Source organism: Cytobacillus oceanisediminis, assembly GCF_003182355.1.
Lineage (GTDB): Bacteria > Bacillota > Bacilli > Bacillales > Cytobacillaceae > Cytobacillus > Cytobacillus oceanisediminis_A.
Map to the genome: position 1 here is coordinate 264,191 of NZ_QGTW01000001.1, position 19,449 is coordinate 283,639.

Consider the following 19,449-nt stretch of genomic DNA (forward strand, 5'->3'; position numbering starts at 1 on the left):
CCTTTATATTTTGTTAAATTTATTAGTTAGTAAACGCTGTATGGTCTCATGCTGGAGCGGAGTTTGTGCATTTGATTCTTCTTCCGCTGCAAGCTCCTTCAGCTGTATCATTTCTTTATGGATCGTCTCCATTTTCCGATCGAGGCGTGCGGCAGTACCGGCAGCCTCTTTCAGTTCATTCACTATTCTTTGCGGGATTTCCTTATTGTACTTATAGTAAATCTTGTGTTCCAGGCTGGCCCAGAAATCCATGGCAATTGTGCGGATCTGGATTTCGACAGGAACAAGCTCTTCTCTGTCTGACATAAAAATCGGAATTTGGACAATCAGATGCAGGCTTTGATATCCATTTGGCTTTGGATGCCGGATATAATCCTTGCATTCCAGAACGGTGATATCCTTTTGGCTTTCAAGCATATTTTTGATTTCGTAAATATCGGAAACAAAGGAACATGTAATGCGTACTCCTGCGATATCCCTGATATTTTGCTGGATGGAATCAATGGAAATCTCCAAGCCTTTTCTCTGCAGTTTGTTTAATAAGCTTTCTGCCGACTTCACACGGGATTTCACATGTTCGATCGGGTTATAGTCGTGTACGTACTGAAATTCCTCTTTTAAGATATTTATTTTTGTATTGATTTCCTCAAGAGCAAATTTGTAGGACATCATAAATCGTACTAAATCTGTCCTTAGTGTTTTCATCATATTGTAATGATCCGGTGTTTTTGTAACCATAATGGCTCCTTTATGTTTTTGCCGTGTTTTTAATTAGTCCGGAAATGGCTGGCCTTTTGCATAGGGAAGCATTTACTCCCTGCTTCTGCAATTTCATAACCAGCGCTTGTATTTTTGACTGATTCAAAGCTTCCACCTCGGTATGACACAGTGTCATCTCTATACCTGGATTGTATATGACATATTGTCATACGTCAATCGAATATGACAATATGTCACAAAATATACTTAAATGCCATTCTAAAGTGAATGAAATTCATAATTATTTAATTATTTTGTAAATATGTTACAATTATAGTAATTCCACCACCACTTTAAAGGAGAAAACGGTGAATATAAAAACAGTACATAGGGGCTGGCTAATACTATTATTATCAGTTTTAACAGGGCTGGCATGCCTTGGTTTAGGGAGGTTTTCATATGGCGCTATTCTACCATTTATGAAAGCCGGACTAGAACTGAACTATATTGAAACGGGATGGGTAACCTCTTCCATTTTCCTGGGGTATGTTTTGTGTGCTTTTACTGCAGGCTATTTTGTTAATAAGTTCTCAGCAAAGAAAGTGATTATCGTTTTTTTATGGGTTATATTCCTGGGTATGATTGCAACGTCTTTAAGTACAGGGTTTATTTCAGCCTATCTTTCAAGCTTCTTCATTGGGATTGGTTCAGGAGGGGCGAATGTTGCCTCAATGGGGGTAGTGTCTTCTTGGTTTTCTCCGCGAAAAAGAGGTATGGCTTTAGGCATTCTGAATGCCGGCAATGGTTTGGGAATTGTTTTCTCTGGGGTAGCTGTTCCGATGATCGTCACTTCGAGTATTGGTTCTGGCTGGAGAATCAGCTGGGTGCTTCTGGCAATCCTGGTGCTGGCTATTTCCATATTGAATATTTTCTTTTTAAAAAGCCATCCAAGCGACATAGGAGATCTGCCTGTTGGCCATTCAAATGAAAGTATAAATAAAAATGCTTCACCCAAATTAATCACCAGCAGCCTGCACTCTGTTTACAAAAATCCTATGGTATGGATAATCGGTATTTGTTATTTCTTTTGGGGATTCAGCTATATTATGTTCACGACCTTTCTGGTAGACTTTCTGATTGACTTTGGAATTAGCAGTCTCCTTGCAGGAAGAATATTTGCGATAGCCGGTTTTATCAGTATTATCAGCGGATTTTTGTGGGGATCGATTTCAGACCGCCTCGGTCGGCTGACTTCATTATCTCTTGTTTTCTTTCTGCAAATGCTTTTCCTGCTGGGTTTTAGTTTTTCCGGGAACAGCAGCGATTTAATGGCACTGGCGATTCTTTACAGTATTACATTATGGGGAACCCCTGCCATTATTCTGGCAAGTACAGCGGAATTTGTTAATCAAACACAAGTATCAAGTGCGATCGGGTTTTTAACACTTTTCTTTGGTATCGGGCAATTAGTTGGCCCTATCATCATCGGTTATATTCTGAATTTAACAAGCTCCTATGCACACGCCTTTGTTCTTTCCGCTTTCTCCTGCTTATTGGGTTCCCTGATCAGCCTTATACTGCATCATTATCTAAAAAAAGCAAAACTGCATACAGCACAGCACATTAAAAGCGGAGCGTAATCACTGGCTGCTTAGCCTAAGATTAGGCTTTTTTTTTGCTTTCCAGCCTATTTACATTTCCCTATTTGCAGCTGTATAATAAAAATTATTAATTTAGTTACTCTTCGTAACTATTACTTTGAGTAACTATTTTAGGAGGTTGTCCAGATTAAGACTTTTCAAAAATTCTTCCACCGGCTTGTTTTAATGTACCGCCCTTTTGAAAACAGGCTGAACGTGGAGCTAAGCAAACACAATTTATTCAGAGCACAATGGTCCATCCTGTATTACTTGTTTAATGAAGGTTCTGCAACACTTGTAGGGCTTTCTAACTACCTCGGGGTTGAAAAACCCACTGTAACAAGGACCATTAATAAATTGGAAGAAATGGGCTATTTGGAACCTGTTCCAACAAAGGACAAACGAGAAAAAAGAATGCAGCTTACCGAAATCGGGAAAAGAATCTACCTGGAAGTCCGTGTGACAATTGATGAATTCGAACAGGAAATTTTAAAAGGAATAACTGAGGAGGAACTGCAGGAGGGAATTCGCCTAATGAGCGAAATTCGGAAAAATTTAATGCAGCAGGGAGAGTGAAAAATTGAATCAGCCTAGACCTAAACTGTGGACAAAAGACTTTATCATTGTTTCATCGGTCAATTTTTTCTTAACACTAATTTTCTATTTATTGATGGTGACGATTGCCGTTTTTGCAGTCAATCATTATGGTGCAACGACAAGTCAGGCTGGACTCGTAACCGGTATTTTTATTATTGGAACGCTGATTGGCAGACTATATATCGGCCGTGCCATTGATGCAATTGGACGCAAAAAGACGTTATATATAGGATTAATCTTTTTTACACTGACCACACTATTATATTTTGTGAATATCGGCATTACTTTTCTTTTGATTAACCGATTCGTTCACGGCATTGCACTGGGAATGGCAAGTACAGCGACCGGAACCATCGTTGCGCAAATTATTCCGGCTATGCGTAAAGGAGAAGGAATTGGCTACTACAGCATGAGTGCCACACTGGCAACTGCCGTTGGGCCATTCATAGGATTATTTATGATGCAGCAAGTATCGTTTCAAACGATCTTTCTCTTCTGTCTGGCTTTGGGCGTTTTTGCGCTATTCACCGCATTCTTCTTATACGTGCCGCCAATTGAAGCTTCTTCAAATACTACACCAGAGGGAAAAACCTTCAAAATTTCAAACTTTGTTGAACCAAAGGCAGTTCCGATCGCATTTATAACCTTGGCGATTGCATTCGGTTATTCCGGCGTCCTTTCGTTTATCAACTTTTACGCGATGGAGATTGATTTAGTAAGCGCTGCAAGCTTCTTCTTTCTGGTATACTCTGCAGCGGTTTTAGTTTCCCGCCCTTTTACTGGCCGCTTGATGGATGTAAAAGGCGCCAATTATGTCATGTACCCCGCTTTTGTCATATTTGCAGCAGGTATGTTCGTGTTAAGCATAGCCAGCAGCAGCTTCACCCTGCTATTGGCAGGAGCGTTGATCGGATTTGGATTCGGAAACATGCAATCCTGCACCCAGGCTGTTGCAGTTAAACTGACACCCACCCACCGAATGGGATTGGCGACTTCAACCTTCTTTATTTTTCTTGATGCTGGATTGGGATTCGGCCCTTATTTGCTGGGATTCATCATCCCAGTTACGGGGTACAGCGCACTTTATAGCATGATGGCCGTTTTAATACTCTTAACATCTGGACTATATTATGTTCTTCATGGGAAAAAGGAAAGTGCAGGGAAAGCAAGTTTTGATACTTCAGCATCCGCGTAATAAAGAACCGGGTATGGGACCCGGTTCTTTATTACGCGATTACAGGCTGTGATAGCAGAGTATGATGAGTTGGTGTTCATTAAAATCAATTAAATTGTGTAACTTATGCCAATAAAAAAAGAACTGAATCGATCAGTTCCTAGTTTTTATATTCCTATATAAAATGACAAAGTACACATTTCAAAAACTAATAAAAAAGGGTATGGACTCTTGATGAAGGCACGACGGAACACAGTGAAAAATCTTTTTTCCATATTATGATTTTTTCCACACGCCGGCATATTTCTTTTTATATTTCTCGTCTTCCTCCCTTTCCATTAACTCAAGTGCAAGTTGCTTTACGTCTTCTTCCTTCGTTACATCATACAAGTTCCGCAGCCCCTGAATAATATCAAAGCGAATAAGCGTGTAATTCTTTTCGTCCCTGCAATTTTTATAGCGGTCCGAGAGTTGCTGTAAAACCATTTCTTTTTGCTCCGGTCCAGCAAGGGCGATTCTCCAAATGGCCTGAAGAGTGTGTCTAGCGGTGACAAATTTTTTGTCTTTTGTCACTTCCCAGACCTCTGGAAAGTCTTTTAGCATTCTCTTTTCAGGGTCACTAATCGCTAAATAGCTCAGAAATTGCGCAGCTCGTGAACGGGCGTGATTGTCTTTATGTGTAAGGTCTCCCTTAAGGCCTTCCCATACTTCATAAGCCCAGTCCGCTTTTTCCATGGCGGCCTTTATTATTTGATTGTACGCCTCATATTGGGCATTTTTATCCTCGGATTGGAGGTCGTTAAAATAGGCTTCTATTTTCTCTTCCATCTTTTTTCCTCCCTTATTTTAAACTTTCAGCAAGCAGGTAAAGTCCGGTAAACAATAATATTATGTAAGTGAAAATCCGAAAAAACGTTGATTTATTTTAGCAAATATTATTTGCCCGGTAAACAGGCCCATGAGAACTAATGGCAATGCCAGGCTTCTGAATCTGGCACACCTCCAGGTTTTCATATACAATAATGGAAAGAATAAGCAAAAGAGTGGTGCGTTCTATGTTTAAACTGTTATTAGTTGAGGATGATACCTCGCTTTTTAACGAGGTTAAAGACCGGTTGTCACAATGGTCTTATGATGTATATGGGATTCAGGATTTCAGCAAGGTGATGCAGGAGTTTTCCTGCATTGAACCGGATTTGGTGATCATTGATATTCAGCTGCCGAAGTTTGATGGCTTTCATTGGTGCCGGATGATTCGCTCGCATTCGAATGTGCCAATCATTTTCCTGTCATCGCGTGACCACCCTACTGATATGGTCATGTCGATGCAGCTTGGTGCAGACGATTTTATTCAGAAACCCTTTCACTTTGATGTTTTAATTGCAAAAATACAGGCCATACTTCGCCGCGTTTATAACTACAGTGCGGTACAAAATAGACTGAAAACATGGTGCGGTGCGACTGTAGATTATGAAAAAAACACGGTCACAGCTGAAGCCGGGAGCATTGAATTGACTAAAAATGAAATATACATATTAAAATTGCTGATTGAGCGGAAAAATCAGATTGTCTGCAGGGACGAGATTATCAATAGCCTTTGGGATGATAAGCGGTTCATCAGTGATAATACACTGACAGTGAATGTAAACCGTTTGCGAAAAAAGCTGGATGAAATTGGGCTGGGAAGCAGGATTGAAACGAAAGTCGGACAGGGTTATATGGCGACCGAAGAGGATCCATCACATGTTTAGCAGATATGTCAGAGAACGGCTGAGCTGGATCCTGCTTTTTTTGTTTCTGCAGATTCTTGCTGCTTTTATCATTTTCATAGATTCTGCAATATCCCTAAAGCCTTTCCTATACTGCAGCTTTTTATCGCTTCTAATTTTTATCGGATTTTTCATTCTTCGTTTTCAGAAAGAAACGAAATTTTATAAAGCGATTGAGGAACGTGAGGAAAATCTGGATATGGCTAGCATGCCTGAACCAGGCAGCCCTTTTGAAGAAATTGTTGAATCTAGTATTGTTAATCAAACTGAACGATTTAAACGAGAGCATACCCAAAATCGTACGCTGCTTGAGCAGGAAAAAGATGACTTGCTGTCGTGGATCCATGAGGTTAAAACCCCGCTGACAGCGATGCACCTCATGATTGACCGGCTCGGTGACCATAATCTAAAGACAGCATTAACCTATGAGTGGCTGCGCATCCACCTGCTTCTTGACCAGCAGCTTCATCAAAAGCGAATTCCTTTTATGGAAAATGATTTATACATTGAAAGAACAAATTTAGAGGATATTATTTTCACAGAGATAAAATCTCTGCAATCCTGGTGCATGCAAAAAGGAATCGGATTTGAGGTTGAGTTAGAAGAAACCGAGGTTCTTAGCGATGCAAAATGGCTCAGTTTTATCATCCGGCAGATTTTGACCAACGCTGTAAAGTATAGTGAAGAATCAGATATCAGCGTCTTAAGTTTTCAAAGAGACGGGCAAGTGATCATGGAGTTCAGGGACTTCGGCAGGGGCATTGACCCAAAGGACTTGCCGCGCATTTTTGAAAAAGGCTTTACTTCAACAGTAAACCACCAGGACAAAGCTGCTACCGGAATGGGCTTATATTTGGCGAAAAAAGCAGCGGAACCTCTGAAGATAAATATACTGGTGGAGTCCGAGCCAAGAAAAAGTTCAACTTTTACGCTGATATTCCCTAAACGAAACGAATTTGTCAGCATAACAGGCATGTGACAAAAATGTCACATGCTTTTGCTGTTTGTTCGCTCAATCGAAGGAAGTGCGTAGTGATCGCTTTTATAATAAAGCTATCAAAGAAAAGCGGAAGCGCCTTAAATAGGGACTTCAACTAAGAGCCGCCACGTCCTGTGGCGAACGTTGACGACAACACATCCGTGCAAATCCGAAAGGCATAAGACGAATCACGCAGGAAATCCTGATTTCTGAAGTGATTTGGCTTATGACCCCGAGCTGCTTGAAGCATCATTCTTCAAATCATGCTCCTTGCAAGATATTCAAGAATGCAGTTCAGGATGAAAATTGGCAAGGCGCCGGAGCTAGACAGTAGAAAGGATGGAAAATATGGCAGTTCTAGAAGCCAACAAAATTTATAAAAGCTATGGCAATAAATTTAATAAACAGGAAGTCCTGAAAGGGATTGATCTGCAGATTGAGACAGGTGAATTTGTCAGCATTATGGGTGCTTCGGGTTCGGGTAAAACTACGTTGCTAAATGTGCTTTCCTCGATTGACCGTGTGAGCTCCGGAGAAATTAAGATCGAAGGAGAAGAAATGACCAGCCTGAAGGAAAAGCAGCTGGCCCAGTTCCGCAAAGAGCATTTAGGCTTTATATTTCAGGAATATAATCTCCTGGATACGCTGACTGTAAAAGAAAATATCCTCCTTCCCCTTTCAATCAGCAAAACGTCAAAAAAAGCAGCAGATGAAAAGTTTGCAGCTGTAGCAAATGAGCTGGGCATTTTCGAACTCAAAGATAAATACCCAAATGAAATTTCCGGCGGCCAAAAGCAGCGGACTTCAGCTGCCCGTGCGTTTATTCATGAACCAAGCATCATCTTTGCTGATGAACCGACCGGCGCACTTGATTCGAAATCCGCTTCCGATTTATTGAATAAACTTAGCGATTTGAATCATAAGCGTAACGCGACGATCATCATGGTTACGCATGATCCGGTCGCAGCGAGCTACTGCAGCCGAGTGATTTTCATAAAAGATGGCCAGATTTATACGCAGCTGAATAAGGGCGGCCAATCCAGACAGACCTTCTTTAAAGATATTATGAAAACGCAGGGCGTATTGGGCGGTGTCCAGCATGAGCATTAATACACTCATACTCCGTAATCTGAAAAAGAATCTTAAAAATTACTATCTCTATGTGTTCGCACTTATCTTCAGTGTTGCTCTTTATTTCGCTTTTGTCACACTGCAATACGATCCTGCGATGACTGAAGCGAAGGGCTCCATCAAGGGTGCTGCTGCAATCCGAACTGCATCCATTCTGCTTGTCGCGATTGTTTCTATCTTTCTTCTTTACGCCAATAGTATTTTTATAAAAAGGCGGAGCAAAGAAATTGGCCTCTTTCAACTAATCGGGATGACAAAGAATGAAATATTTAAGCTTCTGAGCCTTGAAAATTTGCTGCTGTATTTCGGTTCTCTTGTTATCGGAATCTTTATTGGATTTTCTGTTTCAAAATTGATTCTTATGATTCTTTTTAAGATGACAGGAGTTACAGGTGTCGCGGCATTGCACTTTTCCGTTGAGGCACTTTTGTTGACAATGATTGTTTTTACAGTGATTTATGTTTTGATCATGCTGATGAACTTCACTTTTATTAAAAGACAAACCATCCTCTCCCTATTCAGGGTGGTTTCAGTCGCTGAAGGAAAAGTTAAGAAGCTTTCACTTTGGGAAATGCTTATGGGTGTCTTGGGGATTGCCATGATCATTTCCGGCTATTATGTCTCTTCCCTGCTTTTTGGCGGTGATTTTACAAGCATGAATGAACTCTTCCTGGCGATGACATTCATTCTCGCATCAGTCATTATCGGTACGTATCTTTTCTATAAAGGGTCTGTCAGCTTTATTGCCAACATGATCCGTAAAAAGAAAGATGGCTATTTGAATGTAAATGAAGTTTTATCATTATCATCGATTATGTTCCGTATGAAATCGAATGCGTTGTTATTAACAATCATTACAACTGTATCTGCATTGGCCATTGGGCTGTTGTCACTGAGTTATATTTCCTTTTATTCGGCGGAAAAATCGGCAGAAGATAGCCTTCCCGCCCACTTTACGATGACAAATCATGATGATGCAGCAAAGTTTACAAAAGCTCTTGAATCAGCAGGAATGGACTTTATGGAAAAAAGAATTGAGGTCCTGCAGGCAGAGGCCAATATGGAGAGCATACTGGATGTAAATCTGGATGAAATGAATTTAAAGTCATCCAATATGATTCTGCCGGTTGTAAGTGAAAAGTCCATTCCTGGCATCGAACTTGATTCTGAAGAAACGTTGCTGACGGGTTATAATGATATGCTGCAAAAATTTATGACGCTCAAGGATACCGGCGAAATTGAATTTAAAGGGAAAACTATCCGTATTAAACAAAACTATTTGGGCTTAAACGAGGAATTTGTCCTTCCTTTTTATTTTACAGGCGGCGGCATGCCGGTAGCTATTGTGGATGACACAGTATACTCACAATTAAAGGCTGATCTTAATCCCGAAGTCCAGCTTGAGCATTCCGTATTTATCGGAATTAATTTGACTGATAAAAACAATGTTGAAAAAGGAAATGAGCTATTCAAGGAAATGGAGTTCAGTGGAAGAACTGATTCCCAGCTGGAGATGAGCAACACCCAAAAAGCAAATATGGGATTAATCATGTTCATTGTCGGATTCCTTGGATTAACCTTCCTGGTTACATCGGGCTGCATTCTTTATTTTAAACAAATGGATCAAAGTGAAGATGAGAAACCAAACTACACGATTTTGCGGAAGATTGGTTTTTCTCAGGGAGACTTACTGCGCGGAATTCAAGCGAAACAGGTTTTTAACTTCGGGATTCCCCTTGTAATCGGATTGATGCATAGCTATTTCGCCGTAAAGTCTGGCTGGTTCTTCTTCGGAAGTGAACTTTGGACGCCGATGATTTTAGTAATGGTGCTATACACCATCCTATACTCGATTTTTGGTATTTTATCTGTGTTATATTCGAAAAAAGTCATAAAAGATGTGCTTTAGATGGAAAAACCGCTCAGGATCTGCGTCCGGGGCGGTTTTTTTAATATCGGAACCTTTTCATTTTTTGGGCATAAAAAATTAGGTCATCCAACTGCTGGCTTAATTCCAAGGTCTGTCTATCTGCCAAGCCCCTGGATTTTATACTCTCGATCATAGCTTGTCTGGCTTCTTCAATTTCTTGGATTAATTTCATATTTTCATATCTATTCTTCATAAATTACCCCAAAATACAAGTTAACCTTCCAGAATCGGAATCCTCTTTTTATACTTTTCAACCAGTTCCCGGTTATGGTCTTCCGCTCCATCCACATTCCCGCTTTTGAAGACAGGTGGCTCATACTGATTCTCAAGCATAATTTCAACGGCGTCAACCATTATACTGTTGACGATGGCAAAACCGGCAATGGAGGATGCTGAGCCAAAACTGGCACCCATGGATGGGTGTTTCATCAGTGCATCCCCTTCTTCAATATGATTATCAATGGCCAAATCCACGGAGGTATACAGGTACTTTCCGCTTTTATGCCGGGAGGATTGAGTTTCAGCATAGCGTGGAGAAGTTACAGCAATGACAAAAGCTCCCTTCGCCTTTGATATTTCAGCAACATCGATCGGAACAGGATTTCTCCCAGATGTAGAGGCGACAATCACTGCATCATTGGCTCGTATATCAACGTTTTGCATAAATTGATCAGCATAATCGTTTTGTTTTTCGAAAGTCGAGGAACGGACTGCCCCTTTGTGGAGCATTAAATCCTCTATTAAAATAGGGTTAATAGGAGCAAGCCCTCCTGCCCGGTAAAATAGCTCTTCTCCGAGCATATGGGAGTGCCCGCAGCCAAAGACATGAATTATCCCATTGTTTTGGATGCATTCCGCAACAGCCTTTGCAGCTTTTTTCAAGTTTTGTTCTTCATCTTTTTCAATTACGTCTAATAGCCCCTTAATTTCTTTCAGGTATTGTCCAAGCATGATCAAAAACCCCCTGTTTTATACTTTCACCCTTGAACCGGCAAGAGCGGCTTCATCGACGATAATTTTGACATTGGGATGCAGTCTAAGAACAGACGCTGGAAATTGTTCATCTATCTCTCCATACAAAAGCTGCTGGACAGCTTCACTTTTTGATTCTCCAGAGACAAGCAGAAGGATTTCCCTGCTTTGCATAATGGTCGATATCCCCATGGTGATCGCCTGGGTCGGCACTTCATTTATATTTGAAAAAAATCTGGCATTCGCTTCCCTTGTAGAAGGAGCTAAATCAACAATTTGAGTTTTAGAAGAAAATGGTGTACCCGGTTCATTAAAGCCGATATGGCCATTGCTTCCAATGCCCAAAATTTGAAGATCAATGCCGCCATGGTGTTTCAGCATACCTTCATAATTCAGACATTCCTCTTGCACATCCTTGGCGACACCGCTTGGAATATGTGTATTTTTCTTTTGAATATCCAAATGATCGAATAGAATCGAGTTCATAAAATAGCGATAGCTATTTGGATTCTCCCCGGAAAGCCCGATATATTCATCTAAATTAAAGGTGGTAACATTGTTGTAGGATGTGCCGTTTTGGATGTGGTCTTGAATCAGATTCTTATAGGTTCCAACTGGCGAGCCTCCGGTTGCCAACCCCAGCGTAATATTAGGGTTTTGGCGAGCTTTATTAATGATATAATCAGCGGCAGTTTTGCTCATTTCTTCATAATTTGTCACTTTTAAAATGTTCATCATTTATTTCCTCCTTGCTTTAGGCGATTTTTCCCCTGCAAATTGTCATATTTGGATCTATTTGATCTTCAAGAATCAAACTTTCCTTTAAATTAGATTGAATAACAGAAGGCGTTCAACATTTCTGGCTCGATTTGCCTTTCCATTTTCGCTATCTTCCGTATATATTTCCACATCTTTATACAAGATAAAATGATCTCTATTTTTTTCTTTCATTACTTTACGATATGTATAGTATCACCATTCAGTATAGTTGTCTATACCAATTATTAAATTGGGATCTTTTCTAAGAATGTTCTACCTCAACCTCCCTGTTTTACAGATGATAAATTTTAATTTTTTCTTTGGATATTGGTATAGACAACTATATTAATATTTTGGTATGATAACGACAGTTCGATAAAACGCTTTCTTAATTTTACTTTATAATAAAGGAGAGATAGACATGTTAGGATTTTTACAACGGATTGGAAAGGCATTGATGCTTCCAATTGCCGTCCTGCCCGCTGCAGGCCTTTTACTTCGCTTTGGACAAGAAGATTTATTAGGCATAGAATTTATCGCTAATGCAGGTAATGCTATTTTTGCCAACCTGGCATTGATTTTTGCTATAGGGGTAGCAATGGGATTTGCAAAAGACAATAACGGCGCTGCCGCCCTATCCGGAGCAATCGGCTTTCTAGTTTTAACAGAAGGTGCAGCTGCGATCGATGAAAACATCAATATGGGTGTGCTTGGCGGGATTATTGCTGGTATTATTGCTGGATTATTATACAACCGCTTTCACGATATTAAGCTCCCGGAATGGCTTGGTTTCTTCAGCGGCCGCAGATTCGTGCCGATCATCACATCTGTTACAATGATTCTTTTGGCTGCCATTGCCGGCTTTGCTTGGCCTCCAATCCAGGGTGCCATTGACGGATTGGGCAACTGGATTATTGGATTGGGTGCGGTAGGATCAGGACTTTTTGGATTCTTAAACCGTTTGCTTATACCTTTAGGCCTTCACCATGTATTAAACAGCCTGTTTTGGTTCCAATTTGGGGAATTTGAAGGGGTTAATGGAGATATCGCCCGTTTCTTTGCGGGAGACCCATCAGCCGGAGCATATATGACCGGATTCTTCCCTGTTATGATGTTTGGACTGCCTGCTGCCGCATTTGCCATTATCGCTGCGGCAAAACCGGAAAAAAGAAAAGCCGTGTCCGGTATGTTTATCGGTTTGGCTTTAACCTCTTTCCTAACAGGTATAACAGAACCGATTGAGTTCTCATTTATGTTCATTGCACCGCTTCTTTACGGTGTGCACGCGCTTTTAACCGGGATCTCTATGTGGGTGACAACCTTATTGGGAATCCGCGATGGTTTCACCTTCTCGGCTGGAGCTATTGACTTTGCCTTGAACTTTAATATTGCCGAAAAGCCTGTTTTACTGCTTGGAATCGGTGCTATATATGCGGTTCTGTATTTCGTGATTTTCTATGGATTAATTAAAGCGCTCAACCTGAAAACTCCTGGACGAGAGGATGATGACATTCAGGAAGATCAGGAAGCAAATGTTGTTGAAGGAAATAACAAATATGAAGTTATGGCCAGCCATTTTATCAATGATATTGGCGGCAAAGAGAATATCACTTCAATTGATAACTGTGCAACACGCCTTCGTCTAAACATTAAAGATATGGATAAAGTGCAAGAAAACTCTTTAAAGGCACATGGCGCAAAAGGGATTATGAAGCTTAGCAAAACCAATTTGCAAATCATTGTCGGTACCGAAGTAGAGTTTGTTGCCGATGCTATGAAGAGGAAAAAAGATTAATATTTCAAAAAAACAGTGTCCCCTCCCGGACACTGTTTTTTATTTATTTTGACCACACCATTGCCTTCTGCTCTATTTCCAGAACATAATCTTTGTAACAAAAACGCAATAAAACCCTTAACCTTTACAGGTATAAGGGTTTCTTCTTTTATTTATTCATAAATCTCATCAGCATTTTTATAACGCATTTTTTCAGACTGAATTAAATTGTCTTCTTTTCCATGCTCATGAAGAGCCCGGTTGGCCGGTTCAGGCTTATTATTCTCTTTTGTGCTGGTATGATCTTTTTCCAAATTCAGGCCTCCTATTGTTCAAGGATATGCAAGCCATGCTGCTGAATTCTATTTTTTATTTGTTCCTGAGCAACTTGGCTTCCATTGTATGTAATCTTTACTTCCCCATCCTCTATGTCGACCAAAGCCCTTTCGATCCCTTCCATTCCCATTAAAATGGTTTCGAGGGTCTGGATAGGCTCTTCACTAACTGCTTCTTTTACAAAAAAGGTTATATCCTCCATACTAATCTCCTTTCAGAAATTCCATCTATGCTTATAATTCCCGTATTAACTTAAAGAATTCCCTGAAGATGAAGCATTTTTTTGAAGAAAAGTGGAAATTCTGTCCTGCTAGCGGGGGTTTGTACATATATTAAGACAGGAAGCTTTAGGAGGGTTCGTATGTTTTTCTTTTTAGATAAGGCTATTCTCGGGATGGCGCTCCTGCGCATAATCTCAGGGTGCCTTGAAATTTTTGTGGCTCTTTTAATTATAAAATTTAATGATATTGAAAAAGCTCTTATTGTAAATAGCTCGCTCGCCCTTGTTGGACCGCCGATCTTGCTGATTACGACTGTCATAGGGCTGACCGGCATGGCAGACAAAGTTTCTCTTACTAAGATATTATGGGTGTTAGGCGGAGTTGGGTGTATCCTCTATGGTGTTAAAAGCAATTAAACCGGCCGCTCTAAGCGGCTTTTTTTCATTATAAAAAACCAGCCCCCGATTGGAAACTGGTTTGATAACGTTAGTATGTAGCCGCCCTTGCCGTAACTGGTTATAAGAAAGTTTTAAACCACCACTCCTCAAAGTGGGTGTTCGCAGAAACATTCCTGCGTGTCCTCCTTGTCGTATAGACAGAGACTTGTCATTCCTGTTTCAATGTTAAACTCCCTATTTCAGCTTAAAGGTTAAAACTTTATTATGATTACGTACAATGCAGCTTGTTTTATTATAATAAGATAATTTCGCCTTGATTTCAATAGAAATGTTTGCTATTTAGCGTTTAACCCGCTGATTTACTTCAGGTTGGACTTTAATTGGGCAGAAGGTTTTAAAGAAATCTCTTACATTTTTTATTTATATTTGCGATTGCTTTCTTTAATCTGATTAGAAAGCCCCCTAGTAGGACCGGCTCATTATCTTCTTTTTAAAAAACTATATTGCCACATTTCTCGATCATCTTCTGCTGCGGAAAGGATACCTGAAATATCCGGTAAATCTGTTTAAAACCTTTGACGTAAGTGTATTGTTCAGCTATATTATTTTTCCAATAACTTGTGTTTATTTCAATCAGCTAACCAGAACTTCCGGCAAAACGGATATTTTGCTGAAATGCCTATTCTTTACTGCTCCTTCGGCATTTGCAGAACTTATCTTGAAAAGAATACACATTATTATTCTGGGATTACGTTACATATTCCATTTTTACAAAAGGCTTTTTATTCCTCGAATCAACAAAGTGCCAAAACCAACAGTGAGCTTTAACGCAGCCTTAAAAAAAAGAGGAGGCGTTTGAACCCCCGACTGGCTATTAGCGGTAAATTAAATTAGTTAACTCCATAAATTGAACCGTTGAACCATCACGGTCAATTCGCACTTTAAGTTCATGATTATCAAGCTGATAGGTTAACTCCTCGCATATTGCTGATTCGTAGCAAGTTATAGCCTCACTTTTATTTGCCTGGCCATATTCCTTTATAACCTGTGACTTGGTAAATGGCATTGCCGGAAACATCCGTTCACTTAAATATTCCGGATAAACTGCCAGACTGCCAATGGTGCCATCCTTCATATTCATCGTCACCTTAACCCCGGCTCCATCACTTTGGTAATAAAGACTTTTAATATTAAGGGAAGTTTCAGTCATTTTCGGCTCGCCCAATCTGGATTCGATGTCATCATATGCATCACCAAGTGCTAAGCCGAAAAGATGAAGCGGCTCTTCAGCGAGAATGTAAGCATCTTTTATGCCTGCTTTCTTCACTGCTTTTAATTGCTTCTCGGCATTCTTCTGATTTTTAAAAGCACCTGCCTGTACACGGTAATGCGTTTTGCCATTGAAGACTACCGTGCTCATAGCTGCTGGAATATCTTTTTTCAGTAAAAAATTAACTCGGTTTGCCGCATTTTCTTTTTTACTAAAAGAACCAGCCATAATCTTATGATACGCCTCCTCATCTTCTGAAAGAATCAGGCGCTGCCCGGGATAAATGGTGGTGCCCTCAAGATGATTCAGCTCTGAAATACGGGCAATACTCGTATGATACTTTTTTGCGAGCGCATAAAGAGTATCCCCTTTCTCAACCACAGCCACCTCTCTATCTCCGCTGTGATCCGCCTGAACTGCTCCCCCTGAAAAAATAACCGCCAGAGAAATAATACCTGCTGTAAATACCTGTTTGAATTTCCTCATTATTTTCACCTCACTACAATAGACGAAGGGAAATAATGGATGTCGCAGATAGACAAGCCCATTTTTGTTTATTAAGGCATATTTGGGCTTACTCCTAAAATGAGTATTAGCGTGTGGTTTCTGAAAAAAGGTAACTACAATGCCTGCTTACCTGTAAAAAGACATAGCCTATAACATAGAAATATCGGGGCATAATGGGGATAAACTTTCTATCACATAGATAAAAAATTTATATTGCTTTTTTATATCGGGGATCAAGGCTATTTTTAGGGTTAACTTTTTATAGAACTGCTATTGGGGAGTAATACTGACTTATATTGACTTTAAAAATTATATGAATAGCAAGACCCGCTTTAAAAAATAGTTCCATAACACCGATTAACTACCTTTTTTTCGGCTCCTGCTTCGTTTTCGTCGTTAATCTCTTTGTTTAACTACCTTTTCTTCAGCTGCTGCTTCGTTTTCGTCGTTAATCTCTATGATTAGCTACCTTTTCTCTGGCTGCTCCTTCGTTTTCGTCGTTAATCCCTGCGATTAACTACCTTTTCTCCAGCTGTTGCTTCATTTCGTCGTTAATCCCTGCGATTAACTACCTTTTCTTCGGCTGCTCCTTCGTTTTCGTCGTTAATCAGCCCCCCTAATACTTTTCAACATAAAAGAAAAGAGATGGCCCAAAGCCATCTCTTTCCTCTTATGCCGGTGCATCAATTTCGTCATCAGCAAGGTGCCGTTCATTATATTGTACATCTTTCCGGGCATTGTATCGATCTGCTTTTTCCAGGGTTACAGTAATATTGTAGTCTGGAATTCCGGCGAATTTTTCATAGCGGCCTCTTGGCAATAGGAAATTTCCTTCAGGGAAGTGGACTTCAACGTTGCCGCGGGCGATATCTACAAATTTGGCTCTTCCCTGGAATACGCCGAATCCATTATAGAGCACAATTCCTTCGCCTTCAGCGATGCTTAACTCATGTGCATCTTCCGCGCTCATTAGTACATCAAAGCGGCCGGCTCCATTCAGCGGGTCTACCTCTTTGTACACCATGGAGTTGAACTGCTTACCGCGGCGGGATGTAACGATGAACTGTCCTTCTTTTTTGCCAAGGTCAGGAATATCCACGGTAATTAAATGACCTTTTCCATCCGGAGTCGGGCAGATTCCGTCCTCGCATAACCACGCTCCGCCCCATTGGAAGACATCTCCCGCTTTCTTCAGATGCTGAATGCCATCATAGCTTGGATTTGCCAGCGCAATTTCTTCGCGAATTTCCTGTGCATTTTTAAAATCAACCAAATGAGATGTCTCCGGCTTCACGCGTTTTGCAAGGTCAATATAAATCTTCCACTCTTCACGGGCTTCTTCAATTTTATTTTTATTCCCCTCAATTTCAGGGCTGAAGTACACCATGCGCTCTGTCGAGGTAGAAGTTCCGCCGCCCTCTTGCTCATAACGTGTTTTCGCAGGAAGAACGATAACAGCCTCTTTGGCGTCAACCAAAGTGGAAGTGTTTAAAATAATATCCTGGTGGACACGGATGTCCAGTTCAGAAAGTGCTTTTTCGATGAAATCTGGATCAGGCATCGTCTCAAGAAAGTTACCGCCGGAAAGATAGTATAGCTTAATTTTGCGTTCATGGTCTTCAGGCAGCATAATATTTTCCAGGGTTACACCGACTATATCGCCCTGCCATTTTTGCATTTCAAAGCCCCAAAGGTTTTGGATGCGGTTAAAATTGTCCCCGTAGAAATCTCCGCCAGGAAGCACGAAAGGATCCGCTCCCATTTCTCCGCTTCCCTGTACAGATGAATGGCCTCTAAACGGCATTAAACCATTATGTTTTCTTCCAAGGTGGCCGCGAAGCAATGCAAGGTTGGCAACCTGTGAAATATTATCTGTTGCAAAAGAGTGCATAGTTAAGCCCAGTGCCCATGCATAAACGGCATTTTTACTATTAGCCAATAACTCAGCAAGCTCAATCATGCGCTCTCTGCTGATACCGGAGGATTCCACAATATCCTCCCATGATTGTTCCCTTACTTTCTTCTTCAATTCCTGATAGCCATTCACATGCTCGTTCACAAAAGAATGATTAATCGCAGATCCGTACTGCTCCTTTTCCATGTCAAACCAGTGCTTCATGATTCCGTGCATGAACGCAATATCACCGCCAATGTTTACCTGATAAAAATCATCCGCAATTTTGGTTCCGAATAACGCTGATTCCGGGTTTGAAGGAATCCAGTATTTATCCATTGCAGGCTCTTTATATGGGTTTACGACAATGATTTTTGTACCGTTTTTCTTCGCTTCAAGCATGTACTTGGATGAAACCGGCGAGCTATTGGACGCAACGCTGCCCCAGAATAAGAGCACATCCGTTCCAATCCAGTCCAGATAGTTTGCTGTGGAAGCGCCGACTCCGATTGAACGCTTTAAAGCTGTTTTTGAAGGTGAATGGCATATGCGGCTCGCATTATCAATATGGTTTGTGCCAAGGAAACGGGCAACTTTGCCTGCAACATAATAGGACTCATTCGTTATCCCTCGGCTTGTCAGATAAAACGCATACTGCTTGGGATCAAGCACTTTCATTTTTTCTGCGATCATATTCATGGCATCATCCCAAGTAATTCTTGAGAACTTGCGCTCGCCCTTTCTGCGGATCATAGGGTATGGAATGCGTCCCAATTTCCGAAGCTCGGTGCTGTCATATTTTCTTAACTCATCAATATCCGCATGCAGAATTTCAGGCTTAATGGCCCCTGCAGTATTTAAACGCAGAACATTTAATCGTGTTGTACACACATGCGGGCCTTTCAAGGTTTGGTCATAAAGCCCGGATACACCAAGCGCACAGCCGTCGCAAACACCCTTTGTTAAAATATTGGTTGCATAACCGAGATTATCTTTGTTTTCCCAAAGGATTTTCGCTGTATCTCTCATATGCTTCGGCTTTATTTTACCGAGTCCGAATGGTACAGGGCTTACCCAATGCTTCGGATCTGGCATAGACTTTTTCTTTTGTGGTCCTGGATGTTTCGTTTTTCCCACTCGTAACACTCCTTTGATTTATTGCTTAGTCCTATTATTTAATAGAAAGAATATCTCTCTGAATTCTCGATGGTTAAATTAGCTTTTTAGTATTGTATATGGGTAAATAATGCAATCATGACCGCATTGCCCCTTTAAAAGAAAAACCACCGGAAACAGGCTTCTTTTCTAGATGCGAGTTTCTGCGGTGGTTAGTCTTTAGCAGGATCGCTGCCAAGTGCCAGACCATTAGAAAAGCGGCAGCGCCTTGAATTCAAAAACT

The 19,449-nt window shown here is 40.7% G+C and carries 19 protein-coding genes, 1 other RNA gene and 1 pseudogene; 10 read left to right on the forward strand and 11 right to left on the reverse strand.

All coding sequences use genetic code 11. The annotated features are described in order from the left end of the window. Nucleotides 1–3: 3 nt before the first annotated feature. Entirely contained in the window at nt 4–738 is a 735-nt protein-coding gene (locus DFO73_RS01325) for a GTP pyrophosphokinase (RefSeq protein WP_110062988.1), read from the reverse strand. 329 nt (nt 739–1,067) lie between these two features. On the opposite strand from DFO73_RS01325, the gene DFO73_RS01330 reads away from it, so the two are divergent. From DFO73_RS01330 to DFO73_RS01340, 3 genes are all read left to right on the forward strand, one after another. Next, entirely contained in the window at nt 1,068–2,339 is a 1,272-nt protein-coding gene (locus DFO73_RS01330; protein ID WP_181395877.1) for an MFS transporter, read from the forward strand. A gap of 216 nt (nt 2,340–2,555) precedes the next feature. Next, nucleotides 2,556–2,915: a MarR family winged helix-turn-helix transcriptional regulator gene (locus tag DFO73_RS01335; protein ID WP_309042957.1), complete on the forward strand. Its 360-nt coding sequence runs from the start codon at nt 2,556–2,558 to the stop codon at nt 2,913–2,915. Nucleotides 2,916–2,919: 4 nt separating this feature from the next. Then, on the forward strand, nt 2,920–4,131 hold the full coding sequence (locus DFO73_RS01340) for an MFS transporter (protein WP_110062991.1): 1,212 nt from the start codon (nt 2,920–2,922) through the stop codon (nt 4,129–4,131). A gap of 255 nt (nt 4,132–4,386) precedes the next feature. Here DFO73_RS01340 and DFO73_RS01345 read toward each other — a convergent pair whose 3' ends face one another. Then, nucleotides 4,387–4,938: a hypothetical protein gene (locus DFO73_RS01345; RefSeq protein WP_110062992.1), complete on the reverse strand. Its 552-nt coding sequence runs from the start codon at nt 4,936–4,938 to the stop codon at nt 4,387–4,389. A gap of 13 nt (nt 4,939–4,951) precedes the next feature. After that, nucleotides 4,952–5,088: pseudogene (locus DFO73_RS29095) on the reverse strand (sulfite exporter TauE/SafE family protein); the annotation flags it as partial. A 77-nt stretch (nt 5,089–5,165) separates the two neighbouring features. On the opposite strand from DFO73_RS29095, the gene DFO73_RS01350 reads away from it, so the two are divergent. From DFO73_RS01350 to DFO73_RS01365, 4 genes are all read left to right on the forward strand, one after another. Then, nucleotides 5,166–5,861 (forward strand): response regulator transcription factor, encoded by a 696-nt coding sequence (locus DFO73_RS01350; protein ID WP_110062993.1) that lies wholly within the window; start codon nt 5,166–5,168, stop codon nt 5,859–5,861. Then, nucleotides 5,854–6,858 (forward strand): sensor histidine kinase, encoded by a 1,005-nt coding sequence (locus DFO73_RS01355; RefSeq protein WP_110062994.1) that lies wholly within the window; start codon nt 5,854–5,856, stop codon nt 6,856–6,858. The genes DFO73_RS01350 and DFO73_RS01355 overlap by 8 nt, the downstream gene beginning before the upstream one ends. Nucleotides 6,859–7,206: 348 nt before the next feature. Further along, nucleotides 7,207–7,968 (forward strand): ABC transporter ATP-binding protein, encoded by a 762-nt coding sequence (locus DFO73_RS01360; RefSeq protein ID WP_110062995.1) that lies wholly within the window; start codon nt 7,207–7,209, stop codon nt 7,966–7,968. After that, nucleotides 7,958–9,898: an ABC transporter permease gene (locus tag DFO73_RS01365; protein WP_110062996.1), complete on the forward strand. Its 1,941-nt coding sequence runs from the start codon at nt 7,958–7,960 to the stop codon at nt 9,896–9,898. Before DFO73_RS01360 ends, DFO73_RS01365 begins: the two co-directional genes overlap by 11 nt. Nucleotides 9,899–9,938: 40 nt before the next feature. Here DFO73_RS01365 and DFO73_RS01370 read toward each other — a convergent pair whose 3' ends face one another. The 3 genes from DFO73_RS01370 to nagB are packed head-to-tail and all read right to left on the reverse strand — an operon-like array spanning nt 9,939 to nt 11,626. Next, nucleotides 9,939–10,112, reverse strand: a complete 174-nt coding sequence (locus DFO73_RS01370; protein ID WP_258309139.1) for an aspartyl-phosphate phosphatase Spo0E family protein — start codon at nt 10,110–10,112, stop codon at nt 9,939–9,941. 20 nt (nt 10,113–10,132) lie between these two features. Next, the gene (locus DFO73_RS01375) at nt 10,133–10,870 is read right to left on the reverse strand and encodes an SIS domain-containing protein (protein ID WP_110062997.1); all 738 of its coding nucleotides are present in this window, start codon (nt 10,868–10,870) and stop codon (nt 10,133–10,135) included. 18 nt (nt 10,871–10,888) lie between these two features. Then, complete coding sequence (nagB, locus tag DFO73_RS01380; protein ID WP_181395914.1) at nt 10,889–11,626, reverse strand: glucosamine-6-phosphate deaminase; 738 nt, start codon at nt 11,624–11,626, stop codon at nt 10,889–10,891. 445 nt (nt 11,627–12,071) lie between these two features. Here nagB and nagE point away from each other — a divergent pair, with 445 nt between their 5' ends. Then, the gene (nagE, locus tag DFO73_RS01385; RefSeq protein ID WP_110062999.1) at nt 12,072–13,445 is read left to right on the forward strand and encodes an N-acetylglucosamine-specific PTS transporter subunit IIBC; all 1,374 of its coding nucleotides are present in this window, start codon (nt 12,072–12,074) and stop codon (nt 13,443–13,445) included. Between the two features lie 152 nt (nt 13,446–13,597). Here the strand turns inward: nagE and DFO73_RS28390 are convergent, their stop codons facing one another. Beyond that, entirely contained in the window at nt 13,598–13,738 is a 141-nt protein-coding gene (locus tag DFO73_RS28390; protein WP_181395878.1) for a hypothetical protein, read from the reverse strand. An 11-nt stretch (nt 13,739–13,749) separates the two neighbouring features. Then, complete coding sequence (locus DFO73_RS01390; RefSeq protein ID WP_110063000.1) at nt 13,750–13,962, reverse strand: hypothetical protein; 213 nt, start codon at nt 13,960–13,962, stop codon at nt 13,750–13,752. Between the two features lie 159 nt (nt 13,963–14,121). Between DFO73_RS01390 and DFO73_RS01395 the strand changes: the two genes are divergently transcribed. Beyond that, on the forward strand, nt 14,122–14,397 hold the full coding sequence (locus DFO73_RS01395) for a YqhV family protein (protein WP_110063001.1): 276 nt from the start codon (nt 14,122–14,124) through the stop codon (nt 14,395–14,397). 74 nt (nt 14,398–14,471) lie between these two features. On the opposite strand, the gene ssrS is transcribed toward DFO73_RS01395, so the two are convergent. Beyond that, a non-coding RNA gene (gene ssrS / locus DFO73_RS01400) (6S RNA) lies at nt 14,472–14,668 on the reverse strand. Between the two features lie 240 nt (nt 14,669–14,908). On the opposite strand from ssrS, the gene DFO73_RS29565 reads away from it, so the two are divergent. Continuing rightward, a complete protein-coding gene (locus DFO73_RS29565) occupies nt 14,909–15,238 on the forward strand; it encodes a CBO0543 family protein (protein ID WP_309043008.1) in 330 nt (109 codons plus the stop codon). 15 nt (nt 15,239–15,253) lie between these two features. Here the strand turns inward: DFO73_RS29565 and DFO73_RS01410 are convergent, their stop codons facing one another. After that, the gene (locus tag DFO73_RS01410) at nt 15,254–16,135 is read right to left on the reverse strand and encodes a LysM peptidoglycan-binding domain-containing protein (protein ID WP_110063002.1); all 882 of its coding nucleotides are present in this window, start codon (nt 16,133–16,135) and stop codon (nt 15,254–15,256) included. 691 nt (nt 16,136–16,826) lie between these two features. Beyond that, on the reverse strand, nt 16,827–19,187 hold the full coding sequence (locus DFO73_RS01415; RefSeq protein WP_110063003.1) for an FdhF/YdeP family oxidoreductase: 2,361 nt from the start codon (nt 19,185–19,187) through the stop codon (nt 16,827–16,829). Between the last annotated feature and the right edge of the window lie 262 nt (nt 19,188–19,449).